This is a genomic window from Dasania sp. GY-MA-18, assembly GCF_024734385.1.
Classification (GTDB): Bacteria; Pseudomonadota; Gammaproteobacteria; order Pseudomonadales; family Dasaniaceae; genus Dasania; species Dasania phycosphaerae.
Map to the genome: position 1 here is coordinate 13,160 of NZ_JANHAP010000013.1, position 23,637 is coordinate 36,796.

Annotated in this window: 24 protein-coding genes and 1 riboswitch; of the genes, 15 read left to right on the forward strand and 9 right to left on the reverse strand. The window is 50.3% G+C overall.

The features are described 5' to 3' along the window. Window positions 1-248 precede the first annotated feature (248 nt). From NO559_RS14635 to thiE, 6 genes are all read left to right on the forward strand, one after another. Window positions 249-911, forward strand: a complete 663-nt coding sequence (locus NO559_RS14635; protein WP_258332618.1) for an SDR family oxidoreductase — start codon at window positions 249-251, stop codon at window positions 909-911. Between the two features lie 139 nt (window positions 912-1,050). Then, window positions 1,051-1,161, forward strand: a riboswitch (TPP riboswitch). 106 nt (window positions 1,162-1,267) lie between these two features. Then, entirely contained in the window at window positions 1,268-3,136 is a 1,869-nt protein-coding gene (gene thiC / locus NO559_RS14640; RefSeq protein WP_258332619.1) for a phosphomethylpyrimidine synthase ThiC, read from the forward strand. A 6-nt stretch (window positions 3,137-3,142) separates the two neighbouring features. Then, window positions 3,143-4,204 (forward strand): FAD-dependent oxidoreductase, encoded by a 1,062-nt coding sequence (locus NO559_RS14645; protein WP_258332620.1) that lies wholly within the window; start codon window positions 3,143-3,145, stop codon window positions 4,202-4,204. Further along, window positions 4,201-4,416 carry a sulfur carrier protein ThiS gene (gene thiS, locus NO559_RS14650; RefSeq protein ID WP_258332621.1) on the forward strand — a complete coding sequence of 72 codons (216 nt, stop codon included), beginning with the start codon at window positions 4,201-4,203 and terminating at the stop codon, window positions 4,414-4,416. Before NO559_RS14645 ends, thiS begins: the two co-directional genes overlap by 4 nt. A gap of 2 nt (window positions 4,417-4,418) precedes the next feature. Further along, window positions 4,419-5,225, forward strand: coding sequence for a thiazole synthase (locus NO559_RS14655; protein ID WP_258332622.1), 807 nt, complete (start codon window positions 4,419-4,421; stop codon window positions 5,223-5,225). 13 nt (window positions 5,226-5,238) lie between these two features. Then, the gene (gene thiE, locus NO559_RS14660; RefSeq protein ID WP_258332624.1) at window positions 5,239-6,711 is read left to right on the forward strand and encodes a thiamine phosphate synthase; all 1,473 of its coding nucleotides are present in this window, start codon (window positions 5,239-5,241) and stop codon (window positions 6,709-6,711) included. 61 nt (window positions 6,712-6,772) lie between these two features. Here thiE and NO559_RS14665 read toward each other — a convergent pair whose 3' ends face one another. Next, the gene (locus tag NO559_RS14665; RefSeq protein WP_258332625.1) at window positions 6,773-7,681 is read right to left on the reverse strand and encodes a LysR substrate-binding domain-containing protein; all 909 of its coding nucleotides are present in this window, start codon (window positions 7,679-7,681) and stop codon (window positions 6,773-6,775) included. Window positions 7,682-7,801: 120 nt separating this feature from the next. Here NO559_RS14665 and NO559_RS14670 point away from each other — a divergent pair, with 120 nt between their 5' ends. From NO559_RS14670 to NO559_RS14680, 3 genes are read left to right on the forward strand one after another with little or no spacing between them, the layout of a single operon-like run. After that, on the forward strand, window positions 7,802-8,245 hold the full coding sequence (locus NO559_RS14670) for a DoxX family protein (protein WP_258332626.1): 444 nt from the start codon (window positions 7,802-7,804) through the stop codon (window positions 8,243-8,245). Window positions 8,246-8,256: 11 nt separating this feature from the next. Then, complete coding sequence (locus NO559_RS14675; RefSeq protein WP_258332696.1) at window positions 8,257-9,249, forward strand: glutathione S-transferase family protein; 993 nt, start codon at window positions 8,257-8,259, stop codon at window positions 9,247-9,249. 50 nt (window positions 9,250-9,299) lie between these two features. Continuing rightward, window positions 9,300-10,172, forward strand: coding sequence for a pirin family protein (locus tag NO559_RS14680; RefSeq protein ID WP_258332627.1), 873 nt, complete (start codon window positions 9,300-9,302; stop codon window positions 10,170-10,172). An 87-nt stretch (window positions 10,173-10,259) separates the two neighbouring features. Here the strand turns inward: NO559_RS14680 and NO559_RS14685 are convergent, their stop codons facing one another. Then, window positions 10,260-11,141 carry a LysR family transcriptional regulator gene (locus NO559_RS14685; protein ID WP_258332628.1) on the reverse strand — a complete coding sequence of 294 codons (882 nt, stop codon included), beginning with the start codon at window positions 11,139-11,141 and terminating at the stop codon, window positions 10,260-10,262. A 120-nt stretch (window positions 11,142-11,261) separates the two neighbouring features. Here NO559_RS14685 and NO559_RS14690 point away from each other — a divergent pair, with 120 nt between their 5' ends. Continuing rightward, the gene (locus NO559_RS14690) at window positions 11,262-11,936 is read left to right on the forward strand and encodes a type 1 glutamine amidotransferase domain-containing protein (RefSeq protein WP_258332629.1); all 675 of its coding nucleotides are present in this window, start codon (window positions 11,262-11,264) and stop codon (window positions 11,934-11,936) included. 97 nt (window positions 11,937-12,033) lie between these two features. Here NO559_RS14690 and NO559_RS14695 read toward each other — a convergent pair whose 3' ends face one another. After that, window positions 12,034-12,654 carry a MarC family protein gene (locus tag NO559_RS14695; protein WP_258332630.1) on the reverse strand — a complete coding sequence of 207 codons (621 nt, stop codon included), beginning with the start codon at window positions 12,652-12,654 and terminating at the stop codon, window positions 12,034-12,036. Between the two features lie 388 nt (window positions 12,655-13,042). On the opposite strand from NO559_RS14695, the gene NO559_RS14700 reads away from it, so the two are divergent. Beyond that, window positions 13,043-13,663 carry a PEP-CTERM sorting domain-containing protein gene (locus tag NO559_RS14700; protein ID WP_258332631.1) on the forward strand — a complete coding sequence of 207 codons (621 nt, stop codon included), beginning with the start codon at window positions 13,043-13,045 and terminating at the stop codon, window positions 13,661-13,663. Between the two features lie 122 nt (window positions 13,664-13,785). Here the strand turns inward: NO559_RS14700 and NO559_RS14705 are convergent, their stop codons facing one another. Continuing rightward, window positions 13,786-14,511, reverse strand: coding sequence for a hypothetical protein (locus NO559_RS14705; RefSeq protein WP_258332632.1), 726 nt, complete (start codon window positions 14,509-14,511; stop codon window positions 13,786-13,788). 164 nt (window positions 14,512-14,675) lie between these two features. Continuing rightward, window positions 14,676-15,710, reverse strand: coding sequence for an HDOD domain-containing protein (locus NO559_RS14710; protein WP_258332633.1), 1,035 nt, complete (start codon window positions 15,708-15,710; stop codon window positions 14,676-14,678). Between the two features lie 162 nt (window positions 15,711-15,872). Between NO559_RS14710 and NO559_RS14715 the strand changes: the two genes are divergently transcribed. Both NO559_RS14715 and NO559_RS14720 read left to right on the forward strand, forming a co-directional pair. Then, window positions 15,873-16,136: a DUF4404 family protein gene (locus NO559_RS14715; RefSeq protein WP_258332634.1), complete on the forward strand. Its 264-nt coding sequence runs from the start codon at window positions 15,873-15,875 to the stop codon at window positions 16,134-16,136. 24 nt (window positions 16,137-16,160) lie between these two features. After that, a complete protein-coding gene (locus tag NO559_RS14720; RefSeq protein ID WP_258332635.1) occupies window positions 16,161-16,619 on the forward strand; it encodes a GNAT family N-acetyltransferase in 459 nt (152 codons plus the stop codon). Here the strand turns inward: NO559_RS14720 and NO559_RS14725 are convergent. From NO559_RS14725 to NO559_RS14740, 4 genes are read right to left on the reverse strand one after another with little or no spacing between them, the layout of a single operon-like run. Then, complete coding sequence (locus tag NO559_RS14725) at window positions 16,609-16,950, reverse strand: hypothetical protein (RefSeq protein WP_258332636.1); 342 nt, start codon at window positions 16,948-16,950, stop codon at window positions 16,609-16,611. The two genes, NO559_RS14720 and NO559_RS14725, sit on opposite strands and share 11 nt — an antisense overlap. A 19-nt stretch (window positions 16,951-16,969) precedes the next feature. After that, window positions 16,970-18,253: a dihydrolipoamide acetyltransferase family protein gene (locus NO559_RS14730; RefSeq protein WP_258332637.1), complete on the reverse strand. Its 1,284-nt coding sequence runs from the start codon at window positions 18,251-18,253 to the stop codon at window positions 16,970-16,972. A 25-nt stretch (window positions 18,254-18,278) separates the two neighbouring features. Further along, a complete protein-coding gene (locus NO559_RS14735; protein WP_309149083.1) occupies window positions 18,279-19,355 on the reverse strand; it encodes an alpha-ketoacid dehydrogenase subunit beta in 1,077 nt (358 codons plus the stop codon). After that, on the reverse strand, window positions 19,288-20,526 hold the full coding sequence (locus tag NO559_RS14740; RefSeq protein WP_258332639.1) for a 3-methyl-2-oxobutanoate dehydrogenase (2-methylpropanoyl-transferring) subunit alpha: 1,239 nt from the start codon (window positions 20,524-20,526) through the stop codon (window positions 19,288-19,290). The genes NO559_RS14735 and NO559_RS14740 overlap by 68 nt, the downstream gene beginning before the upstream one ends. Before the next feature lie 127 nt (window positions 20,527-20,653). On the opposite strand from NO559_RS14740, the gene NO559_RS14745 reads away from it, so the two are divergent. Next, on the forward strand, window positions 20,654-21,211 hold the full coding sequence (locus NO559_RS14745) for an O-acetyl-ADP-ribose deacetylase (RefSeq protein ID WP_258332640.1): 558 nt from the start codon (window positions 20,654-20,656) through the stop codon (window positions 21,209-21,211). 136 nt (window positions 21,212-21,347) lie between these two features. Then, window positions 21,348-23,618 (forward strand): DUF1631 domain-containing protein, encoded by a 2,271-nt coding sequence (locus NO559_RS14750; RefSeq protein ID WP_258332641.1) that lies wholly within the window; start codon window positions 21,348-21,350, stop codon window positions 23,616-23,618. Window positions 23,619-23,637: the final 19 nt, after the last annotated feature.

The window sequence follows — 23,637 nt, forward strand, 5'->3', positions numbered from 1 at the left end:
GTTATAAGTCTTGCAAAGGCGAGAGTCGCAATAGGAAATTAGCTGTAGCCTAAGCTGCGGCGTATTAAGTGTAACGTGATTAAAGCGGCTGTGGCTAAAATTTTATACGGCATTGGCAACTACGCTTTTATTAATGTTATGGTTTCGTTATAGCGCTAGTCTTGGGGGTTGAAAAGGTCTATCTTTGAAGGCTGGCAAAGCATTATTCCGTATTAACGGCAATATTAACAACAGCGAGTATCTTGATTATGGCAACTGTATTAATTACCGGCGCTAACCGAGGCATAGGTTATGCGCTGAGCACTATTTTTCAACAGCGTGGCGATGAGGTGATTGCCGTCTGCCGCCAGAGTTCAGCCGAGCTAGACGCACTAGGGGTGGAGGTGATTGCAGGTGTTGATGTTGCCGAGGCTGAGTCGGTAGCTGCACTGGCACAAAAATTACAAGGTCGTCGCTTGGACTTATTGTTTAACAATGCCGGTATTCTGGTGAGTCAAAGTTTAGATACGCTGTGCTTTGATGATGTGGCGCGTCAATTTGAGGTCAATGCCATGGGGCCGTTGCGCTTAACCCATGCCGTGCTGGCTAACCTGGGTGAGGGCGCAAAAATTGCCATGGTCACCAGCCGCATGGGGTCTATGGCGGATAATGGTTCAGGTGGTCAGTACGGCTATCGCATGTCTAAGGCTGCCTTGAATGCAGCCAGCGTGTCTTTGGCGCAGGATTTAAAAAGCCGCGGTATAGCGGTGGCGATTTTACATCCCGGCTATGTACAAACGGGCATGGTGGGTTTTGGTGGTGAGGTTACGCCAGAGGCCGCGGCGGAGCGTTTAATTGCCCGCGTGGACGAGCTAAATCTTGAGAATACCGGTACGTTTTGGCATGCCAACGGTGAAGTTTTACCCTGGTAGTTGCCGTGCTTGTGGGCAATAAATCATTTGATTATTTGTATTGCCTAACTGTACAGGTAGCTATACAGGCATAGCTGCTATAACCATTAAAAATTCCTTTCTGCTTGCAATTCGATGTTGTGCTTGTATACACTGCGGGCAAATCTTCTCGGGGTGCTGTGACTTGATACAGGTCATGGCTGAGACCATATTGGAACCCGCTGTACCTGATCAGGTTAGTACCTGCGTAGGAAAAAAGATTGGACTGTGCACATCGCCTTAGGGCGATAGGCAGAGCTTATGCTCATTATTCCACTTTTGCAGCGCCATCTGTTTACCCTGAGTCGTCCATTAATCTACACGGCAGCAGGTAAACTATGACGACTTTTTCAAATAATCACCTCAGCGCAAGCGCGACAGTTGATGCGCTCTCTACGCAGGCCCTGCCTGCTTCCAAAAAAATCTATGTGCAGGGCTCCAGAGCCGATATTCGTGTGCCTATGCGAGAGATAACACTGCAGCAAACTCGCTTGCACGATGGTAGTCTGGCAGATAACCCCGCGGTTAGAGTCTACGATACCTCAGGGCCTTATACCGACCCCGCTATTGCCATCGATGTGCGCAAAGGCTTAGATAAGTTGCGTACCAACTGGATAGTCGAGCGCAATGATACCGTGCTGTTAAGTGCTGCTAGCTCTGAATTTGCCAAGGCGAGAAAAAATAATATTGCCTTGGAACAGCTGCGTTTTAATGGCCAGCATCAGGCTAGGCGTGCTAAAGCGGGCTGTAATGTTAGCCAAATGCATTACGCCCGCCAGGGTATTATTACCCCCGAAATGGAATTTATCGCCATACGCGAAAACATGGCCAGAGAGCAGCAGCGCAATAGCGATGAACTGCTGGCTCATCAACACCCCGGCAATAATTGGGGCGCGAAAATGGTCAAAGAAATTACCGCCGAATTTGTACGTCAGGAAGTGGCAGCAGGGCGAGCGATTATCCCCGCCAATATCAATCACCCCGAGTTAGAGCCTATGATTATAGGGCGCAACTTTCATGTAAAAATTAACGCCAATATTGGTAACTCTGCAGTCACTTCGTCGATAGAAGAAGAGGTGGAAAAACTCGTGTGGGCAACCCGCTGGGGTGGCGACACGGTAATGGATTTATCTACCGGAAAATACATACACGAAACTCGCGAGTGGATATTGCGCAACTCCTCAGTGCCTATAGGAACAGTGCCTATATATCAAGCTTTGGAAAAGGTGGATGGCGTGGCCGAAGACCTTAGCTGGGAAATATTTCGCGACACTTTAATAGAGCAGGCCGAACAAGGAGTGGATTATTTCACCATACATGCGGGGGTATTGCTGCGCTATGTGCCCATGACAGCCAAGCGACTTACCGGCATAGTCTCTCGCGGAGGCTCTATTATGGCGAAATGGTGTCTGGCCCATCATCAGGAAAATTTTCTCTACACCCACTTTGAAGAAATCTGCGAGATTATGAAGGCCTACGATGTGTCTTTTTCACTGGGCGATGGTTTGCGCCCGGGCTGTTTGGCCGACGCCAATGATGAGGCACAATTTTCTGAATTGAAAACCTTGGGTGAACTCACCAAAATCGCCTGGCAGCACGATGTGCAATGTATAGTTGAAGGGCCGGGGCATATACCCATGCACATGGTGCAAGAAAATATGACCGAGCAACTCAAGCACTGCCACGAAGCGCCTTTCTATACTTTGGGGCCATTAATTACCGATATTAGCCCAGGCTATGATCATTTTTCTTCGGGCATAGGGGCCGCCATGATCGCCTGGTTTGGCTGCGCCATGTTGTGTTATGTCACCCCTAAAGAACACTTGGGCTTGCCCAATAAAGACGATGTTAAGCAAGGCATTATTGCCTACAAAATTGCCGCCCATGCTGCGGATATAGCCAAGGGTATGCCGGGGGCGCAGTTGCGTGATAATGCACTTTCAAAAGCGCGTTTTGAGTTTCGCTGGGAAGATCAATTTAATTTAAGCCTGGATCCGGATACCGCCAGAGCGTATCACGATGAAACCCTGCCTAAAGAGGGACACAAAGCCGCGCACTTTTGCTCTATGTGCGGCCCTAAATTTTGCTCTATGAAAATCACCCAAGAGGTGCGTGATTTTGCAGCCCAGCAGGAAGCTGAGCAAGGTATGCAGGCCATGTCCGAAGCCTTTAGGGATAAAGGCAGTGAAATTTATCATAAGGCTTAATCAAGCATGGGCTTAGATATTGCGATAGCCGGTGGCGGTTTGCTGGGTCGCTTAACTGCCTGGCGGCTGTTAAAGGCTGGCCATAAGGTGCGACTCTATGAGGCGGCCTGCTTCAAACGCTATTGCGGTGCTGCGGCAACTGCCGCCGGTATGGTGTCACCCTTGGCGGAGCTGGTGGATAGCGACAGGGCGATTTACGAGCTGGGTACGCAGTCCTTAGCACTATGGCCGCAGTGGTTAAGTGAGATGCCGGGCGGTATGCACAGCCTGTTTGTGCAGCGGGGTTCTATGATTGTGGCGCATCCACAGGATAGCTCTGAGCTGCAGCAGTTTGCCAGCAAGTTACATTATCATCAGGCCCCTGAGGAAACGTTTGAGTTGCTTGCGCCAGCGCAACTGCAGCAGTTAGAGCCTGCACTAGAGCGGTTTGCACAGGGCATATTATTGAAACCAGAGGCACACATAAACAACCGCTCGCTACTGCCTTTATTGTTAACAGAGATTCAGCGGCTGGGGGGCATCTGTGTAGATCAGTGCGCGGTAAGTGCAGTGGGTGAGCAGGGCATGGAGACTGCGCAGGGGCGGATTAGCGCCGACTGGCACATCGATTGCCGGGGCCTGGGGGCCAAGCAGGAACTGGCGGGTTTGCGCGGTGTGCGCGGTGAAGTGATGTGGGTAAGCAGCAGTGAAGTCAAGCTAAGCCGGCCTGTTAGATTATTGCATCCCCGTTATAAATTGTATGTGGTGCCCAAGCCTAATCAGCAGTTTATTGTTGGCGCCACAGAAATAGAATCAGAAGATCTCAGTGCCATTAGCTTGCAATCCCAGCTGGAACTTAGCAGCGCACTTTATAGTTTGCACCCGGCTTTTGCCGAAGCCAGAGTACTGGGCAGTGATGTTAATCTGCGCCCAGCCATGATGGATAACCAGCCCTGCTTGCACTGTGCTCAGGGTTATATTCGAGCCAACGGCTTGTACCGGCATGGCTACTTATTAGCGCCCGCTATGGTAGAGAGGATTCAGGCCGTGGTAGAGGGGCGCGCTGTAAGCGCCGAGGTTTTTCCATGATCAGCATTCGTTGCAATGGCGATAATTTTAGCTTGGCTGGCGAACAATGTTTGCAGGAATTTTTACAGCTGCCATCGGTGCGGGCTTACCAAGGTTCGGGCAGCTTTGCGGTGGCGGTGAATGGCTGCTTTGTTCCCCGCCAGGATTACCACACGGTTGTGCTACAGCAGGGCGATGAAGTTGATATCGTTTGCCCCATAGCCGGAGGATAAAGATGCCAGAAAACCAAACTGAACCATTACGTTTATACGATAAAACTTTTTGCAGTCGTTTTTTGTTAGGCACAGCGCTGTACCCATCGCCACAAATTATGCGCGACAGTATTAGCGCTGCGGGCTGTGAAATCATCACCCTGTCGTTGCGGCGACAAAACCCCAATGACAATAGCGGTGAAGCGATATGGCAATATATTAAAGCATCAGGCTGCCAGTTGTTGCCCAATACGGCGGGCTGCCAATCGGCTAAAGAGGCCATTAATCTGGCGGAAATGTCACGCGAGCTGTTTGCCACCGAGTGGATAAAGCTGGAAGTCATCGGCGACAATTATAATTTACAGCCCGACCCTTACGCTTTGGTTGAAGCCGCTGAGGTGCTAATTAAGCGCGGTTTTAAAGTGCTGCCCTACTGCACGGATGATTTAATCGTCTGCCAAAAATTATTGGATGTGGGTTGCGAAGTGCTGATGCCCTGGGGCGCACCTATAGGCACGGGCCAAGGGCTGCTGAATAAATATCAGCTCAGCACTTTGCGCGAGCGCTTGCCGCATACCCCGCTGATTATTGATGCCGGTATAGGCTCACCTTCACAGGCTGCCGAAGCTATGGAGCTGGGTTTTGATGCCGTGTTATTAAACACGGCAGTCGCCAAGGCGCATCAGCCGGTATTAATGGCTCAGGCCTTTGCCAATGCCATTGTCGCCGGCCGGCAGGGGTATCTGGCCGGGCTGATGCAAAAACGCCAAACCGCCTCTGCCTCTACTCCCACTATAGGCCAGCCATTTTGGCATCAGCCTAATTATTAATGGCTGAAATTTTATGTCGAAAGTTTTCCGCAGAGTGAGTGTTTGCTGTTTTTCTGCCTCTGATAGCAGTGCTCATGCTGGCATGCAAGCCGACCTACGCACATTAAGCGATCTTGCTGTGCATGGTTGCAGTGTAGTAACGGCGATCACCGCCCAAAACTCACAGCGCCTGCTACAGTGCAGCGCCAGCGATCAAGCAAGTCTTATTGCGCAATGGCAAAGTGTGGCCCAAGACTTAAAGCCTGTGGCCTGCAAAGTGGGTTTGCTAGCTAATAGTGATCAAGTAAAAACGCTGGCGACTATTGCCGGGCAATACAGCGCGGTGTGGATTGCCGACCCGGTGCTGCAATCATCCACTGGCCATAATTTTCACTCGCCTGACTTTATCGCGGCCTATAAGCAATTACTGCCACAACTGGATTTAATCACACCTAATATTCCCGAGGCCGCAGCGCTCACTGGCCAGCCTATCAACAGCGCTGAGGATGTGATCTGCGCGGCTAAACAATTACAGCGGCAGGGGGTTGGGGCGGTGTTGATTAAAGGTGGCCATGCCATAGGCGGCGGCACGCGCAGCCAGGATTATTTTTACAGCCCGGATAAACAGTTTTGGTTAAGCAGCCCTAGGCAGGCGGCCGCTAATAATCGCGGCACCGGTTGCGTGATGGCCAGCGCCATCGCCGCCTTTATCAGCCTGGGTAAATCCATGGCCGATGCGGTGGTGTTGGCCTATGCCTATGTGCAGCAGGGCTTACGTGCTGGCTATGCCGTGGGGCAGGGGGCAGGCCCGGTGTTAAATGGCGGATGGCCTAAGGCGCTTAGTGATTACCCGGAGGTTAGCGAGCAGGCCGATTATGTCAGCCCCAGTCCTTTTGCCAGCTGTGATACCGATAGCCTAGGTTTGTACCCTGTGATTGATAGTATTGATTGGTTAAAAAAATTATTAGCCGCAGGGGTGAGTACCATTCAATTGCGGATTAAAAACTTACAGGGTCAGGCGCTTAGTGAAACGCTAAACCTAGCTATACAGCTGGGGCGAGAATATAAAGCGCGGCTATTTATTAACGATCACTGGCAACTGGCCCTGCAGCTTAAAGCTTATGGCGTGCATCTGGGGCAGGAGGATATCGGCAGTGCCGATATTAACGCCTTGCGCGCGGCGGGCATACGCTTGGGGGTGAGTACTCATAGCGAGTATGAGTGGGCGCGGGCGCATGCGCTGAGGCCCAGTTATATTGCCTTGGGGGCGGTGTTTGCTACCCAAACCAAGCCGGCGCAGGTGATAGGTTTGGATAACTTGCAGTGCTGGGCGCCTTTATTGCAACAGCGTTACCCGGTGACTGCTATAGGTGGCATTAACGCCAGTAATATTGCGGCAGTCTTGGCCAGCGGGGTGAGGTCGGTGGCAGTGGTGACGGCGATTACTCAAGCTGCCTGCTACCGCCAGGCCACACAGCAGCTATTACAGCAAATGGCGCAGGCTTAAGTCCCTAGCCCGCCAGCCTGTGTTGTTAAAAGTCTGGCGATAGGATGGCCCCGGCCTGGCTTCATCGCGCAGCGTTTGGCGGCGTGCAGAGTTGCTGTAGCTGTGCTACCAGCCATTGCAGGGCTTGGCCACGGTTAGCCGTTTTCCAGGCCAAATGCAGGGATGCGCGGGCGGGGGGCTGAGCTAGCGGCAGCTCGATTAGCTTTCCTGCAGCCAATTGCTCAGCCACTCTAAAGCGCGGGGCCAGCCCCACGCCCAATCCCGCGCAGTGGGCGTTAATCTTTTCGGCCATGCTGGGCACATACAGGTACTGCTTGCGATTGAGTATGCCGTAGTTAAGGGTGGGGAGGTTGCGGGAGGAATCGCGCACTATCACCGAGCGGTGCTGGTTGAGGCTCTCGGCGCTTAGCGGTTGTGCTGCCTGCGTAATAGGGTGCTGGGGGCTGGCAACAAAACACATATCGGCGTCAAACCACTCTAAGCAGCGTATGCCTTGATGCCCCGGTGGCCTATCGACTGCCCCCACGATTAAATCGACGCGGTTTTCTATTAGCGCCTCCCAAGTGCCACCCAACACTTCTTCGCTTAACTCTATGATGATGTTGTTTTGCAGGGCGTAGAGTTGCTCCAGCAAGGGGTGCAGCCAGCTGCTGGGTATAACTGTATCGCAGGCTATGCGCAGGCGCGGCTCCCAGCCAGTAGCTACCTGCTGAGTGCTGTGGCTGAGCTGTTCGGCAGCCAGTAATAACTTGCGGCCCTGCTCAAGTAAGTGCTCACCAGCACTGGTAAGCACCGAGCGCCGGCCCTGTTTTTGAAACAGGGTGACGGCTAAATCCTGCTCTAGCTTTTGTATGGTATACGACAGCGCCGAGGGCACTTTATTGAGGTGGCTGGCGGCCGCGGCGTAGCTGCCTTTGCGCTGTATGGCGTCTAAAACCTCTATTGCCTCTAGGCTGATTAGGTTTTTCATGGTGACCTTTATTATTCAAATAAATTGATAGAATCAGTCAGTTTATATCGCTTTTTTAATTTACGGGCAAGAATATACTTACTTCATCACATTAAATTAATTGATTGTTTGGAGTAAGCCATGACAGTTTTAAACGTAAAATCACTACTTAGCAGTGACAACAGCTATGCCTCTTTGGCCCTGCGCCTGCCAGCGGGGGTTATTTTTGCCGCCCACGGTGCACAAAAATTATTTGCCTGGTTTGGCGGATATGGTTTGCAAGGCACCGGCCAGTACATGGCCTCTATAGGCTTAGAGCCGGGTTATTTGATGGCGTTAATGGCCGGCAGTGCGGAGTTTTTTGGCGGCCTAGCCTTAATTGCAGGCCTGCTGGTTAGGCCTGCGGCGGCGGTATTGGCGGTGACCATGTTAGTGGCTATTTTTCTGGCGCACTGGTCAGCTGGTTTTTTCATCAGCAATGGTGGCTATGAGTACGCACTGGCATTACTTGGCATGAGCGTGGCGCTGGCGGTACAAGGTGGTGGCCGTTACGCCCTAGATAATGTTTTGGCTAGCAAGCAGTAAGGAGGTGCATGATGGGTTTATTAGTACAAGGCCAATGGCAGGATCAGTGGTATGACACTGAGGTCTCGAAAGGCGAATTTGTGCGCCAAGCTAGCGCATTTAGAAACTGGATTACCGTTAGCGGTGATGCGGGCCCTACTGGCGAGGGCGGCTTTAAGGCTGAGAAGGGGCGTTACCACCTCTATGTGTCGCTAGCTTGCCCCTGGGCACATCGCACCTTGATTTTTCGTGTACTCAAGGGGCTAGAGGATTACATAGGCGTAACCGTCGTTGACCCATTAATGGGCGAGCATGGCTGGGTGTTTCAGCAAGAGGCAGCCGCTGACGAAAATACTTATGGCTATCAGTATCTACACCAGCTTTATAGCCGGGTAGACCCTGCAATTACTAGCCGTGTTACCGTGCCGTTGTTGTGGGATAAACAACAGCAAACCATAGTTAGCAACGAGTCGTCTGAGATTATTCGTATGTTTAACAGTGCCTTTAATCACCTAACCGGCAATACCGTGGATTACTACCCAGAGGCGCAGCGGGCCGAGATAGATGCTTGGAATGACGCTATCTACCCCGCAGTTAATAACGGCGTTTACCGTGCGGGTTTTGCCACTACGCAACAGGCTTATGAGCAAGCCTATACCCAGCTGTTTGCCATGTTAGACAAGCTAGAGCAGCACTTAGCTACGCACCGCTACCTGGTTGGCGCGGTGATAAGCGAAGCCGACTGGCGTATATTTACCACCTTGGTGCGTTTTGATGCAGTGTACTTTGGCCACTTTAAAACCAACCAGCAGCGTATAGCCGATTACCCCAACCTATCGGCTTATGTGCGCGATTTATACCAGCAGCCCGGGGTGGCGGCCACGGTGGATATGCAGCATATCAAGCAGCACTATTATCGTAGCCACGGCACCATTAACCCCACCGGCATAGTGCCCTTAGGGCAAGAGCATGACTTTATGCAGCCCCACGATAGAGCTTTATTGAGTAAGAGATCGAGTGAGTAATCGAGTTAGTGAGTTGCAGGCCTTAAGTGCCTGCAAGAGGAGTGTTAAACATGAAATTACGTAAACTTAATCGCATAGTGCATGCGCAGGCTTCATCCGACGGTGCCGGCGTTAAAATACAGCGCCTAGCTGGGCGCGATTTAAATACCGCCCTAGATCCATTTTTAATGGTGGATGAAATACGCTCGGAAGAGGGGGCCGATTACATAGGCGGCTTCCCCTCGCATCCGCACCGGGGTTTTGAAACCATTACCTATATGAAGCAGGGGCGCATGCGCCACAAAGATCACATGGGTAACGAGGGCGTGTTAGCGCCCGGCGATGTGCAGTGGATGACGGCTGCGCGCGGGGTCATACACTCCGAAATGCCCGAGCAAAGCGAGGGCTTGCTGCACGGCTTTCAGCTGTGGCTAAACCTGCCCGCCGCCGAAAAAATGCTGCCTGCCGCTTATAGCGATTATCGCCATGCGCAATTGCCTGTGGTTGAGTTGGGAGATGGTAGCTGGCTTAAAGTCATAGCGGGTACTTACACACCTCTGGCTGAGAGCAGCCAAAAAGCTAAAGCGGTGGCCAGCCCTATCCCCCAGGGGACTACCGAGGCGCTGTATTGGGACCTGCAATTAGCCCCCGGCGCTTCCTGGCAGGCGGCTATACCCGCAACGCATAATCTGGCGGTCTATGTGTATCAAGGCAGCAGTACTGAGGCCCAAGGCATGTCGCTCACAGCCAGGCAGCTGGGCTTATATGGTGAGGGTGAAGGCCTGAACTTACAGGCGGGCAGCGAAGGCCTTAATGCCCTGGTAATTGCCGGCAAGCCTTTAAAAGAGCCCATCGCCCAGTACGGCCCCTTTGTGATGAATAGCAGCGCAGAGATAGAGCAGGCGATAGCGGATTATCAGGCGGGGCGCTTGGTTGCAGGTTAAGTATTGCAAAGAGATGGATAAGTAAGTACTTGCAAATCCTAATGTATTTGTTTTTATTGGGTTGTGTCGCTACTTCCTGCCCAATGATTACTCTTGCCAATCGGCAAAATGTTGTAGCAAGTAATCTATGGCTAAGCGTGCCCGCATGGGCAAGAATCGTCGGTTTTGGTACACAATCCAACTACTTGCGCCTTTGCTCCAAAAAGGCTCTAGCACAGGCTTTAGCTTGCCTAACTCTATAGGTCTTATAAAACTACTCTTTGGCATATAGGCAATGCCTAAGCCTTGCTCGCAGGCTTGCACTACAGTGTGGGCATTGTTGCTGCGCCAGCGGCCACTGACTTTTATACTGTCGGTGATGCCGCCTTGCTCAAAGAGCCAGTGCTCATTATTTGAGATGATGCAGCTATGTTTATGTAAATGGCTGGGTTGTGTGGGAGTACCATGTGCCTGCAAATAGCTTGGGCTGGCAGCAGCCATCATCGGCCGGTCAACGAGCTTTCGGGCTACCAGCCCTGAGTCTGCCAGTTTTCCATAGCGAACAGCGAAGTCTATGCCGTCTTCAACAAAGTTAACAATACGACTATTAAAATCCATATCTATATTTAGCCCCGGGTGTTGTTGGGCAAAAGTCATTAATGCGGGGGCAACAAATTGCTCTACAAAGGTGCCCGCGCCACTTACGCGTAAGGTGCCGTTAAGGTAAAACTGCTGTTGGTTTACCTGCTCGTTGGCTTGTTGCAGGCCCACTACCAAATCTTTGCATTGCTGATAGTAGGCAGCACCAGTGGAGGTGAGGCTGACTAGGCGTGTGGTTCTTGCAAATAAAGCGCTGCCTAAGCGTTGCTCTAGCCTTGCCACCTGTCGGCTTACGTGGCTGGTGCTGCAGCCTAGTTGTTTAGCTGCAGCAGAAAAACCTTGGCTTTCAGCCACGGCTACAAACTCGATAATACCCTCAAAGCTATTCATGGCCACCTTATTGTTGCTATATAACAATGATCATTTGCTAATCTCTCATATTATCAAGCATCAGGTAAGCAATTAAACTCATTAGCTATCAGATAGCCTAATGATTAAGAGGACGTGAATATGAAAAAGGTACTTATCCCCCTGAGCAACCATGCCACCTTGGGCGCTACCAATGAAGCCAACGGTACGTATGCGCCAGAGTTGACTCATGCCCTAGCTGCGTTTTTAGCACAGAGTGTTGATTATGATTTGGCCTCTATTAAAGGCGGTAGGGCACCAATATATGGAACTGACATTGAGGATGACGAGGTAAACAGCCGAATACTGGCCGATGATGACTTTCAAAGCCGCATTAATAACACGATTCCCGTCTCACAAATAAACATAGCTGACTACGATGCAGTTTTTTACCCCGGTGGTTTTGGTTTGTTGTCTGACTTATCCACTAATGAGGACTTTGCCAGTTTAGCTGCAGAGCACTACCAAGCAGGCGGCATTGTTGCGGCTGTGTGCCACGGCCCTGCAGGCTTGCTGCCTATTACATTAAGTAACGGTGAAAAATTATTGGCTAATAAATCAGTAACCGGTTTTACCCGCGAAGAGGAAATAGATTACGGTACTATTGAAAAAATTCCCTTTCTCTTAGAGGAGTCACTGACCCGTAATGCCGCTAGATATAATAAGGTGCAGCCTTGGCAGGAGTTTGTTATAGAGGATGATCGCGTTATTACAGGCCAAAACCCGGCGAGTGCCCATGCTGTTGCTTTGGCGATTTTGAAGCACTTTGCTGGATAATTATAGGCTTACTGATAAGCATCAAGGCGGTTAATTTTTACTGTCTGCTACGGGTTTATTAGAGTTGGCCGGCGTATAGCCGGCTTTGTTAGGCTAGCTATAGCTGCGCAAATGTATAATATTCACCAAGGCCACTGAGTATATTAGTGGTGGCGACAGAGGAAAGAATTAAGCCCATCACTCGGCTAATAACGCTGGCGCCACTGCTACCTATGTGTTTATTAATAAAGCCGGCAAGCAGCATTAAAATATAGGTTAAGACTAAAACGCCTAGTATCACCAAGCTGGTTTGCACCTGTTCCCATAGTGTAAAAACGGAGTTTTTGGTGAGCAGCACTGCGGCAAGCATGGCACCGGGGCTGGCGATAGAGGGCACCGCTAGGGGAAAGATGGCGGTTTCTTTGTGGGATTTATCCAGCAGCCTTATCTCCTCTTCGGGCTTGCTATCGCCAAATATCATATTTAAAGCAAATAAAAATAAAACAATACCGCCCGAAATTTGAAAGGCGGGCAGTGGTATGGATAAAGCATTGAGCACAATCTCGCCAGCAACCACAAAAAACAACAACACACAGGCTGATACGGCAGTGGCGAGTAAGGCTATGCGCCTTTTGGTTTTATTGTCATATTGATCGGTTACCGCAATAAAAACTGGGATTGTTCCTATAGGGTCTATAACGGCAAAAAATGTAATAAAAACGGCAATAAAATCTATCATTGTTGAAAAACGGGCCTCGTTGAAACGTAGGGAGGGGGAGTAATTAACTCACGGTATGTTATGGCGAATCATACAGCATCAGCCGCTGGCTTGCCGGCCTATAAAATGGAAGCTGCTCTTAAGTGCAGGCGTTTTGCCCACCAATACCCGTTAGCAGCTAGCCGTTGCGGGCTGGGTTTGGTGGCGATGGCAAATAGCCTTAGCAAGGCAAGTTAACACTGACGGAATACTTTACATTTGCCACCTGACAACACTGGTTTAAGTGACGCTTTTTAATTTTTTTCCCTTTAAAATCAATTGCCTATATAGGTGGGCCCTATTTTTGCCTGGCTAAGCCGCAAACACTAACAACACTTTAGTAGCGCTTGGCTGCTATACGGAGGAAATAATGTCGGTTTTACGTAGTTTTTTGGCAGTTGCCCTACTTGCGAGCACATCGCTGTTATCACATGCCAGCTTGATTAATGGCAGTTTTGAAAGCGGTTTAACGGGTTGGACTGTTTCCAAATCTGGCAGCTTTGGCTCTGGTACTAGCCCAGCAAATGTAACGGACGGAACAACATCGGCGCGCATGTGGTCGTATACCTCTTGTGCGACTTCAGGCTGCGGCGCTTTCTCTTATACTGCCGGCAATTATATTGGCCTGGCACAAACATTTGATATGAGCGGCATTAACGACATTTACTTTGATGCATACCTTGGCGGTGCCCCTAATCCTGGCACCAGCTATCAATCCTTTATGACTGCGGCAGCATATATAGGCGCCACCCAAGTTTGGAACTCGCAAGCCATAGGCCAATATCTAGATATTAATATTGATGTATCTGCACTGGTAGGCTTACAAACATTAGAGTTCCGCATTGAAGCCATAGGCAATGGTGTGGATGCAAAATCTGATCATTTATATATAGACAATGTACGCGCGCCTAGCGCGGTACCAGAGCCTGCTACTTTAGGCTTGTTTGGCTTGGGCTTAGCGGCATTAGGTTTTGCTCGCCGCAAAGCGTAATCTGGTGATTGTTTTTTATTAAGGGCTGATGATCAGCCCTTTTTGCTTTTTGGGTTTTGTTAAAGCTGCTGGGGTTGGGGTGGGGGTTGATAAAAGGAAGGCCAGAGCCCTGGCTCATTTTGTTACTTACCGTAGAAATTTATTTCATTGCCCCATGGCTCTTCGTGAATGACAGTAACCCCTGTATGCATACCTATTACAAAGGTTTTACCTATTTTGACCATGCTGCGAGGTGAAAAACCATTCCAAGGAGCGTTATGAACAATGATTTTTATTGAGAAAGCGCCATTCCAATACTCCAGTGAAACTAGTCCATCGTATGTAAGAATATAAATACGATTTTCATCAGAAATAACATAATTTGGAGCGGCTGGTAATAGTGTAATCAGTTTTAATTCAGGGTTCGTTTCTAAGTTGATCAGTTCATGTACTGCTCCACCGTTGGAGCCCAAGTGTGCTTGCCCAGTAATCACATAGATAGAGTCGTTAAATCTGTGAATGTTTGTAATATTATCTTTAAGTAATACTTTGGGCTCATTGCTGGGGGGATACAATGTTAATTCACCTCCCCATTCGCCCTTGTCCGTACCAATTAACCTATACCCATTAATGGAAGTCTCTCGACTGTTCATATCGCTAGCTTCAGAAAGAGCCAGGGGGGATATACTAAGCTGGTTGCTTTCCAGTGTAACCTTGTATGACTTTAATTTTATTTTATTCGAGGTGATTCCCCCAGTTGGAGGTTCTTGCTTAGTTAATCCAGCCCGTTTAATGCTTTCAACAATTTCATTTGCGGAAACCCAATAAGAAAAAAACGAAAATAATGTAAACACCACAATTCTATTCATGAGCTATGTGTGCCTAACCTTTATGGCTTCAAAGGATCAATGTCGTTGAAATTGAGACGGCCCTTTGTTGGACTAAGTTAATAAAAGCAGTGCTAGATTATTTTACAAGGCCCAAGCAAAAATGCTGGCCGCTTTAATGTCTTAAAATTACTAGCAGGACACGACTATCCCGTCACCTGCTGATCTATAGAATCCAACTGCTTAAACAAATTCTTAGGCAAGGCCATTTCCGTTAAGGCTTTTTGCGAGGCGCGCTCTAATATTTCTCTGTCTTCTTCGGGGGCTTCTTTTAAGGTGAAGTACATTTCACAAGCCAGGTTAGCTTGAAATAGTAAATGGGCGTAGGCGCCCACTTTATCGCCGGGGCTGATATCTTGTTGTTGCTGCAGGGCCGAGCAGATCTCTTCGGGTAGTTCCCAGTCTTGGGCTATGGTGTAGCTCAGTGCCGGTGACAGGGTTTCCATTAGTGGGGCGAAGGTGGCGTAGCTGGGCAGTACTTTGTCCATTTGGTGGCTGTTGATTTTAAATTGGGTGCATAGCTCGCTAAACAGGGTGATTTTGCCCATGTCGTGTACTAATCCCAATAGGTAGGCTTTATAGGGTTCCAAGCCGCGCTGGCGGGCGATAATTTCACAAGCTACCGCGCAGGAGAGTGAGTGCTGCCACAGTTTGTGGCCAAAGTTGGTGAAGTAGGGTGACTTGCGCTCTATCACCGGTTGCATGACCGCTGCCGACAGTACCGTGCGCAGGCCGTCTATGCCCAGTTTTACTACTGCTATGTCTATGCTGGTAATGCGTTTAACCACGGGGTTAAAGTAAACGCTGTTGGCCAGCTTTAACACCGCGGCGGTCATGGCTGGGTCTTTGTTAATAATATTAACGTAGTCTTTTGACGAGGAGTTTTTGTTGCGCAGGCTCTGTAATAACCTGGGTATTACCGAAGGCAGTCTAGGCACGGCCTTAAGGCGTTTGGCCTGCTGGCTCATGTCCTGGGTGACTACATCCAGTATCAATTTTTGCGGTACGCTAAGGCTGTCTACCTGCTCGGCCTTGCCAAACAGGCTGCGATAAAAACTGGCGGAAATAGAGGCCATACTAAAATTAGAGGGCTCAGCAACTTCTATGGTGTCGTTGCCGGCAGGGAGGGCAACGGGGCTGCTGTTAAAGGCTGCTTTCAGACGTGACAGTAAACCGGCCATAAGTTATGCAATATTCCAGTCAAAAAATAAGGTGGGGCAAGTATAGCGTGATTTAAGCAAAAGGCGTTTTACTTTTTGGGGATTTTGCTTAACTATGGCCGTTATTGCAGTAGCAAGTGCTATGCTAACAATTATATTTTAAGCGTCTTTTGGAGGCAGCCAGTGGCAAAGAAGCAGTTAAAAGAATACATAGAGCAACTCAATAGCTACATCAACGATAAAGACCTCAGCGAGCAAGAACAAGATGCCCTAGAGGGCCTAATTGACAATATAGAAATACGCCTGGATGAGCTAGAGGGGGAGGAGCACAGCGATACTTTATCCGAGCAAGTGGATGAGCTGGCCACCGCCTTTGAGGCTGAGCACCCGGTTTTAACCGGTGTATTAAAAGATATTATGGTGAAGCTGAGCAGCATGGGTGTGTAGGGTAAGTCGCAGGGAGCTAGTAAGGTGAAAATTCAGTTGGCGCGCATAGATCAAAGTGATTTGGTGGCGCAAGGTGTTTACGATTTATTATCGGAGTTATTCCCCGCCGAGGCAGCTAACTATCCTTTAGCTAAACTGCAAAAGGCGGCATTTCAAGGCTTGCGCCCCGATGGTGGGCTGTGGTCGTTGCTGGCTTTTAATGAGCAAGAGCAAATGGTGGGCATGCTTAACCTCAGCCGTTGCGTGGCCATTTATGCTGGCGGTGAGTTTGGCGAAATAACGGAAATGTATGTGCGGCCCGATTACCGTTCGCAAAAAATCGGCGAGCAATTAATAGCTAGAGCAAAACGCTTTGCCCAAGAAAAGGCCTGGCCAGTACTGGAGGTAGGGGCACCCGATGTGCCGCGCTGCCAGCGCACGGTAGATTTTTATCAAGCAAATGGCTTTGCTATGGTGGGGCCGCGCTTGGAACTTAGCCTGTAATGCCGCTGCTTGCGGCATAATAAATAATGGGCAAAAACCCTAGCGCGATTAGCAGTATAAATACCAGCAAAGAAAACTCCCCGCGTACCTCACCACTAAAAAATGTTAAGCGCTTTTTACCTAGTGTGGGCTGATATAAAGCCTGCCACCACAGCACGCCTATATGCACTATGGCAATTAATATGGCCAGCGCAAAGGCAGTGGCCGTAAGCCTAAGCATGGGGTATTGCGGTATATGGGTAAAGGTAACAATCTCACCTACGCCAACTAGCGCGCAAACGCTAAGCACATAGTTGCGGGTTTGGCTGACCATTTCTAAGCGGGTTTTCATTTTATTGTTATTTTTTTATTTAGGGGTTAATTAACATTTCGGGTTGTTCTAATAATTTTTTGATAGCCTGCACTAAGCTCGCGCCGTCATAACCGTCCACTATTCTATGATCAAATGAGGCCGATAGATTCATTATAGACCGTATCGCTATGGCTTCGTCTACCACCACGGGGCGGCGTTGAATTTTATTAATTGCAATAATGCAGGTTTCCGGTGCATTGATAATAGGAGTGGCGGCTATGCCCCCCAATTTCCCCAGGCTGCTAAGGGTAATGGTAGAGCCACTTAACTGCGAAGGTTTGATCTGGTGATTTCTGGCGGCATCGGCAAGTTGCTCTATACGGGCAGCGCACTCCCACATATCTAAACTTTGGCAGTCTTCTATTACGGGCACCATCAAGCCTTGGTCGGTCATGGTTGCTATGCCCATATGCACGGCTTGATACTCAGTTACTTCGTTGCTGTCGTTATTAAAATGGGCGTTGCAATGGGGGAATTGCGGCAGGCTTTTTAGCAGCGCCTGAATAATAAAAGGCAGCAAGGTGAGTTTGCTTTTGTGATGGCTATGCTGTTGGTTGAGTTGCTGGCGCAGTTGCTCTAACTGGCTGACGTCTACCTCTTCTACATAGCTGTAGTGGGGGATTTGCTGCGCCGCCTGCTGTAGTTTTTTGGCAATAATGCGGCGGGTGCCGGTCAGCGGGTAGCTTTTTTTGGGGGTGTTTGGTAACGCGTTACTCGCCGTTGTTTTGGTGCTGGCGGCAGTGGCGCTATTGGCTTTGGGTTCATGAATAAGGCGATCCAAGTCGCTGTGATTAATACGCCCCTTGGGGCCGCTGCCGCTAATGCTGTGCAAGTCTATATTATGTTGCCGCGCTCTTAAGCGCACCGAGGGGGAGGTTAATATAGCGCTGTCGTTTTGCTGGCTTGCGCTGCTCTCTGTAGTGGCGCTAGGGCTGACAGCTTGCTTATCGGCGGCGGCTGGCTGTGGTGTAGCAGCGGCTTGCGGTTTAGCGCTTGCTGCTGGCGTATCGGCTGTACTGGTGGCTGTGGCGCTGGCAGTGCCTTGGGTATCAAACAGCACTAACTCGCTGCCCACTGCTAATACTTCACCGGCCTGGCAGCCTAGTTTGACTACGGTGCCGCTAATGGGCGAGGTGGCTTCTATTACCGCTTTGTCGGTTTGCACATCGGCGATGTGTTGATCTTGGCTAACTTCATCGCCCACGGCGATATGCCAGGCCACAATTTCAGACTCCACTATGCCTTCGCCTAAGTCGGGCAGTTTGAAACTAAAGGTACTCATCAACTAGCCTCCTCAATGCCGATGATTAGCGATTCTCTAGGGTGCGTTGCAGGGCTTCGATAATGCGCTCTTGGCTGGGGAAATACTCCCACTCAAAGGCGTGGGGGTAGGGGGTGTCCCAGCCGGTCACGCGCTCTATGGGGGCCAGCAAATGCCAAAAGCATTCCTCTTGCACCTCGGCCACCAGCTCGGCGCCGTAGCCGCCGGTGCGGGTGGCCTCGTGTATCACCACGCAGCGGCCGGTTTTTTTTACCGAGTTGGCAATGGTGTTTAAGTCCAGTGGTACCAGGCTGCGCAGGTCTATGAGCTCGGCGTCTATGCCGCTTTGTTTAATGGCCGCGGCGGCCACATGTACCATGGTGCCGTAGGCCAGCACGGTCACGTCGTTGCCTGCTTGGCTGATGGTGGCCTGGCCTATGGGGATGCTGTAATGCTCCTCGGGTACTTCGCCCAAGGGGTGGTTGGCCCAGCTCACCGAAGGCTTGTTGTGGTCGCCATCAAAGGGGCCGTTGTAAATGCGTTTGGGTTCAAAAAATAATACCGGGTCGTCATCTTCTATGGCGCTAATCAGCAGGCCCTTGGCATCGTAGGGGTTGGAGGGCATGACGGTTTTTAAGCCGCAGACATGGGTGAATATACCCTCGGGGCTTTGCGAGTGGGTTTGGCCGCCGCGTATGCCGCCGCCGCAGGGGGTGCGTATGGTGACCGGTGCCCAAAACTCGCCGCCGCTGCGGTGGCGCAGCCGAGCCAGCTCGCTGACGATTTGGTCGAAGGCGGGGTAAATGTAATCGGCAAACTGTATCTCTACCACGGGGCGCAGGCCGTTAACCCCCATGCCTATGGCGGTGGCGATAATGCCGCCTTCGGCTATGGGCATATCCAGCGAGCGGTGGGGGCCGTGTTTTTGGTACAGCCCCTCGGTGCAGCGAAACACGCCGCCAAAAAAGCCCACGTCTTCGCCCATAACCAGTACGCAGGGGTCTTGCGACATTTTGATATCCAGGGCCGAGTTAATGGCCTGCACCATATTCATTTTACTCATGGCCGTGTTCCATTTTTTGACGTTGTATTTGCAGGTGTTGGGGTAACTCTTTAAAAACATCATCAAACATAGAGCTCAGCGGCCAGTGTGGGCCTTCCTCCAGCGAGCCGTAGGATAGTGCCTCTTGCCAGTCGGCGGTCACGCTCTCTTTTAGTTCTTGTTGCAGTGCTAGGTGCTGCTCTTCGCTCCACTCCCCTAGGCTGATTAGATGATTTTTAAGGCGGGTAATGGGGTCGCCCAAGGGCCATAGCTCGGCCTCTTTGGGGGAGCGATAGGCATCGGGGTTATCGCTGGTGGAGTGGCTGGCTACGCGGTAAGTAAACAGCTCTATAAAGGTGGGGCCGCCGCCATTGCGGGCTCGTTGGGCAGCCCATTGGGTCACGGCGTACACCGCTAAAAAATCGTTGCCGTCTACTCTGATGCCGGGTATGTGAAAACCCAGGCTGCGGGCGGCAAAGGTGGTGCCTGCCGAGGCGAAGGATTGCGGGGTGGAGATGGCCCACTGGTTGTTGACTACATTTAAAATCACCGGCGCTTGGTAGGTGGAGCTAAATTGCAGGGCGTGGTACACATCGGCTTCGGCGGTGCTGCCATCCCCCACCCAGGCGGCGGCGATGTGGTCTTCACCTTTGTAAGCCGAAGCCATAGCCCAGCCCACAGCTTGGCAGTATTGGGTGGCGAGGTTGCCAGAGACAGTAAAAAAACCGCCTTCTTTCCAGCTGTATAGCACCGGTAGTTGTCTACCTTTTAGGTTATCGCGGGAGTTGGAGAGACACTGGCACATCATGTCTACCACCGGGTAGCCGCGGGCAAATAGCAGGCCTTGTTGTCGGTACGTGGGGAAGCACATGTCTTGTTGATCTAAAGCCATGGCCTGCGCCACGGCCACGGCTTCTTCGCCGGTGCATTTTAAGTAAAAACATAATTTGCCCTGGCGTTGCATGGCGAACATGCGATCGTCAAAGGCGCGCACATGCATCATTTTTTTTAAGCCAAAACGCAATTTATCAGCGCTGAGCTGGGGGTGCCACTCACCCTTAGCTTTGTGGTCGTCGTCCAGCACCCGTACTAAACCATAAGCCATGTGACGTATGGCGTTGGGGTCTATCAGCGGCTCGGGTTTGCTGGAGGATTCAGGGCTGGGTATATCGAGATAGGAAAAGTCGGGCTCTTCATCGGGCCGGAAAGGGGCTTTGGGTATATGCAAGCGACTGGTGAACTCTTGGGCCATGGCAACCTCGCAATATCAGCTAACCTTTTTACTATAGCTCATGGCGCGCGGCTTACCGCTAAATTATTAAATGCAGCAGCCAAGTTTTAAATAGCTTATTAGACGGGTTTATAGGCTAAGCTACAGCTTGAAAGCAATAACTAAACTTACCTGGTTGTGGAGCAAGGCTATGGCCAATATAGTGATACAGCTAGGTGATATTACCGAGCTGCCGGTAGATGCCATAGTCAATGCTGCTAATAACAGCTTGCTGGGTGGCGGCGGCGTTGATGGTGCTATACACAGGGCGGCGGGTCCGGGCTTGCTGGCAGAGTGCCAGGGCTTAGGTGGTTGTGAAACCGGCGCTGCCAAGCTTAGCCAGGCTTATGATTTGCCGTGCCGTTATGTAATACATACGGTGGGGCCGGTGTGGCACGGCGGTGAGAAGAATGAGGCGGCGTTATTGCGCAGCTGTTATCAGCACAGCTTGGCGCTGGCGGATGAGCTGGGCTTGGCCAGCATTGCATTTCCCGCGATTAGTTGTGGCGTTTATGGTTATCCACATACGCTGGCCTGCACTGAGGCTGTCACTGCCTTAAAGGCGTATTTCGCTAATAATAATTCTAGCCTGCAAGAGGTCTATTTAGTGGTCATGGACCCTAATTTGGCGGACTTGTACCAGCAGTTGCTGCGAGAGAGTGTGTAGGGCTTTAATAAAATGTTTCTTAGCCAAGAATTTATCTTCTAAAATCAATACAATAGGCTACCTTTAAAAGACTATTGCGCTAATTTAACTGGCGCTTAAATAACTAATAACAATGAGACATCAGAGATAAACGCCAATGGAGCTATTGAATAACTGTCGTGAGTACGCCCACGGCTACTACAGTAATTTACTGGTAGCAGCCGAAAAAAAGTTGATCGATAGTTTGTTTGAGCACTCTGATGCCGCCAAGAGTAATGACGAACAGCGTTTCTATTACGAAGCCATGCAACTTTGCCGTAAAAACTCCGGCAGTATGCACGATGCCTTTAATCAACAGCTCAATGATTGCTATCAACGCTTTAGCAATGGCGTAGTGGCTTCACAAACCCCGAAAGAGGCAGTGGATGAGCTGTCGCTGGTTAACACCCAAAAGCTGGAAGATGACCTAGCGATCTCGGTGATTGTTTCTAAATCGAATAGCCGCTATTCCGAGCCGTTATGGAAGCTAAATAAACGCCTGTCGGTATTGCGCAGTGGCACTCCGGTTTACGATGAGGACAACCCCTTTGCCCCGTCCATGGTGGGTGAGGCCTTGCAGGCCGCGGTCAATGCCCTAGGTTTAGAGAGTAAGGCTCGGCTGCTGGTTTATAAGCAATTGGGCAAATTATTTATTATTGGGTTTGAAAAGCCACTAAAGCAATTAAACGAGCAGCTATCAGCCAAGGGTATTTTGCCCAATCTTAAATTTTTGGCGCAGCAACAGGCTGATGGCGGCATGCCCAGCCCGCCAGTGTTGGCCGAGCCCGATCACGCCCATGAAAGCCCCGCCAGCATAGAAAATCAGCGCAAAATGTTTGAGGCCATACAGGCTATACAAGCCCAGCTGGGGCCGCGCACGCATACCGCTGGCGGTGTTAGCTTAGGGGGTATAGCTACCGATGGTGATGGTAGCGCGGCGGCCTTTGGGCAAATGGATTACGCCTTAGCGCTAAGTGCTGTGCAGCAATCAAAAGAAGTTTTACAGGCGGTGACGCAAAACCGCCCCATGCCTGCTGAGCAGGTAGAGAAAAAAGTTGTAGAGCAGTTATTAAAACAAGGTGATGAAAAATCACGCCATAAAATGACGGGCGCCGATGCCAATACGGTTGATTTAGTGGGGATGATTTTTCGCTATATTCTGGATGATGAAAACCTCAGCGATGCGGTTAAGTCATTGCTTAGCCATTTGCATACCCCTTATCTTAAATTGGCGTTAATGGATAAAACCTTTATCGATAACTATGAGCACAGCGCCCGTATATTAATCAATAGCCTGGCTGATGTGGGTGGGCGTTGGGTAAAAGACGAGGACGATAAAACGGTACTGCCTAAAATACGCCTAGTAGTAGAGACCATATTAAAAGGCTTTGTTGATGACTACAGTATTTTTGATCGCCTGTTAGAAGATTTTCAGCGTTTTAGGGAAAACCTAGAAAAACGCTCAAAAATGGTAGAAAAGCGCAACACCGAATCACAGCTGGGCATGGAGCGTTTGGAGTTGTCGCGCCATCGCGCCGAAGAAGAAGTGTTAGTGCGTTTTGAAAGTGGCGAGATAGATCAGCAAGCCGCCGCTATTTTACAAAAGCCTTGGACTGACTTTTTAGCGTTTAACTTATTGCGCCACGGTGACGAGGGTAGTACTTGGCAATCGGCACTAAAAGTTGTTGATGCTGTGGTGTGGAGCATACAGAAAAAGCAAGCAGTCGATAACAAAGAAGATTTTCATCGCCGCCAGCATGAGTTTGAGGCCTCTATTAAAGAGGGCTTGCTGGCCATGGGTTATGACCCTGAAGCCTCTAAAGGCCTATTGCTGAGCTTACATGAGGCGCAAGAGCTGGCTTACCATCAATTGGTGTTAGACGGCAGCGCGGCTAAGGCCGAGCCGCAAAAAACTAATGCGGCTAGCGAAGTAAGTGCGCCAAAAGCTGAGCCTGTGCCGGAAAGTGAAACTCAAAAATCCACTGAGCAGGAGCCGCCGCAAACAGCCATACAGCGCCAACAAGCCAAAATGGCCCTTAAGGCCAAGTTGGCACCCGTAGCGGCGCGGGAAAAAGAGGCGCTGTCTGAAACCGAGCAGCAGCAGTTAGATGCCCTAAAAGATATTGCCTTTGGTACTTGGTTTGATTTTGTTCGTGAAGATGGCGGCCGCGATAGAATGAAGCTGGCCTGGTATAGCCGAGTCACCTCAAATTATATGTTTGTTAATAATGCCGGGGTTAAGCAGGCGGTGATGACGTGTGTGGAGCTGGCCAAAGGCATGCAGGCGGGTACTATAGAGTTGGTGGTGTTGGAAAAGCGCAGTTTTATGGAGCGCGCCATAGGTGCTGTGTTTAATAAGTTAAAATCAAAGGCTCAGGTGACGGCTTAGGCAGTGCATGCTGAGTGTA

Bases quoted from the DNA above. Each gene is read 5' to 3' on its own strand.
- NO559_RS14635 (WP_258332618.1), top strand. From the start codon at position 249: ATGGCAACTGTATTAATTACCGGCGCTAACCGAGGCATAGGTTATGCG.
- thiC (WP_258332619.1), top strand. From the start codon at position 1,268: ATGACGACTTTTTCAAATAATCACCTCAGCGCAAGCGCGACAGTTGAT.
- NO559_RS14645 (WP_258332620.1), top strand. From the start codon at position 3,143: ATGGGCTTAGATATTGCGATAGCCGGTGGCGGTTTGCTGGGTCGCTTA.
- thiS (WP_258332621.1), top strand. From the start codon at position 4,201: ATGATCAGCATTCGTTGCAATGGCGATAATTTTAGCTTGGCTGGCGAA.
- NO559_RS14655 (WP_258332622.1), top strand. From the start codon at position 4,419: ATGCCAGAAAACCAAACTGAACCATTACGTTTATACGATAAAACTTTT.
- thiE (WP_258332624.1), top strand. From the start codon at position 5,239: ATGTCGAAAGTTTTCCGCAGAGTGAGTGTTTGCTGTTTTTCTGCCTCT.
- NO559_RS14665 (WP_258332625.1), bottom strand. From the start codon at position 7,681: ATGAAAAACCTAATCAGCCTAGAGGCAATAGAGGTTTTAGACGCCATA.
- NO559_RS14670 (WP_258332626.1), top strand. From the start codon at position 7,802: ATGACAGTTTTAAACGTAAAATCACTACTTAGCAGTGACAACAGCTAT.
- NO559_RS14675 (WP_258332696.1), top strand. From the start codon at position 8,257: ATGGGTTTATTAGTACAAGGCCAATGGCAGGATCAGTGGTATGACACT.
- NO559_RS14680 (WP_258332627.1), top strand. From the start codon at position 9,300: ATGAAATTACGTAAACTTAATCGCATAGTGCATGCGCAGGCTTCATCC.
- NO559_RS14685 (WP_258332628.1), bottom strand. From the start codon at position 11,141: ATGAATAGCTTTGAGGGTATTATCGAGTTTGTAGCCGTGGCTGAAAGC.
- NO559_RS14690 (WP_258332629.1), top strand. From the start codon at position 11,262: ATGAAAAAGGTACTTATCCCCCTGAGCAACCATGCCACCTTGGGCGCT.
- NO559_RS14695 (WP_258332630.1), bottom strand. From the start codon at position 12,654: ATGATAGATTTTATTGCCGTTTTTATTACATTTTTTGCCGTTATAGAC.
- NO559_RS14700 (WP_258332631.1), top strand. From the start codon at position 13,043: ATGTCGGTTTTACGTAGTTTTTTGGCAGTTGCCCTACTTGCGAGCACA.
- NO559_RS14705 (WP_258332632.1), bottom strand. From the start codon at position 14,511: ATGAATAGAATTGTGGTGTTTACATTATTTTCGTTTTTTTCTTATTGG.
- NO559_RS14710 (WP_258332633.1), bottom strand. From the start codon at position 15,710: ATGGCCGGTTTACTGTCACGTCTGAAAGCAGCCTTTAACAGCAGCCCC.
- NO559_RS14725 (WP_258332636.1), bottom strand. From the start codon at position 16,950: ATGAAAACCCGCTTAGAAATGGTCAGCCAAACCCGCAACTATGTGCTT.
- NO559_RS14730 (WP_258332637.1), bottom strand. From the start codon at position 18,253: ATGAGTACCTTTAGTTTCAAACTGCCCGACTTAGGCGAAGGCATAGTG.
- NO559_RS14735 (WP_309149083.1), bottom strand. From the start codon at position 19,355: ATGTTTTTAAAGAGTTACCCCAACACCTGCAAATACAACGTCAAAAAA.
- NO559_RS14740 (WP_258332639.1), bottom strand. From the start codon at position 20,526: ATGGCCCAAGAGTTCACCAGTCGCTTGCATATACCCAAAGCCCCTTTC.
- NO559_RS14750 (WP_258332641.1), top strand. From the start codon at position 21,348: ATGGAGCTATTGAATAACTGTCGTGAGTACGCCCACGGCTACTACAGT.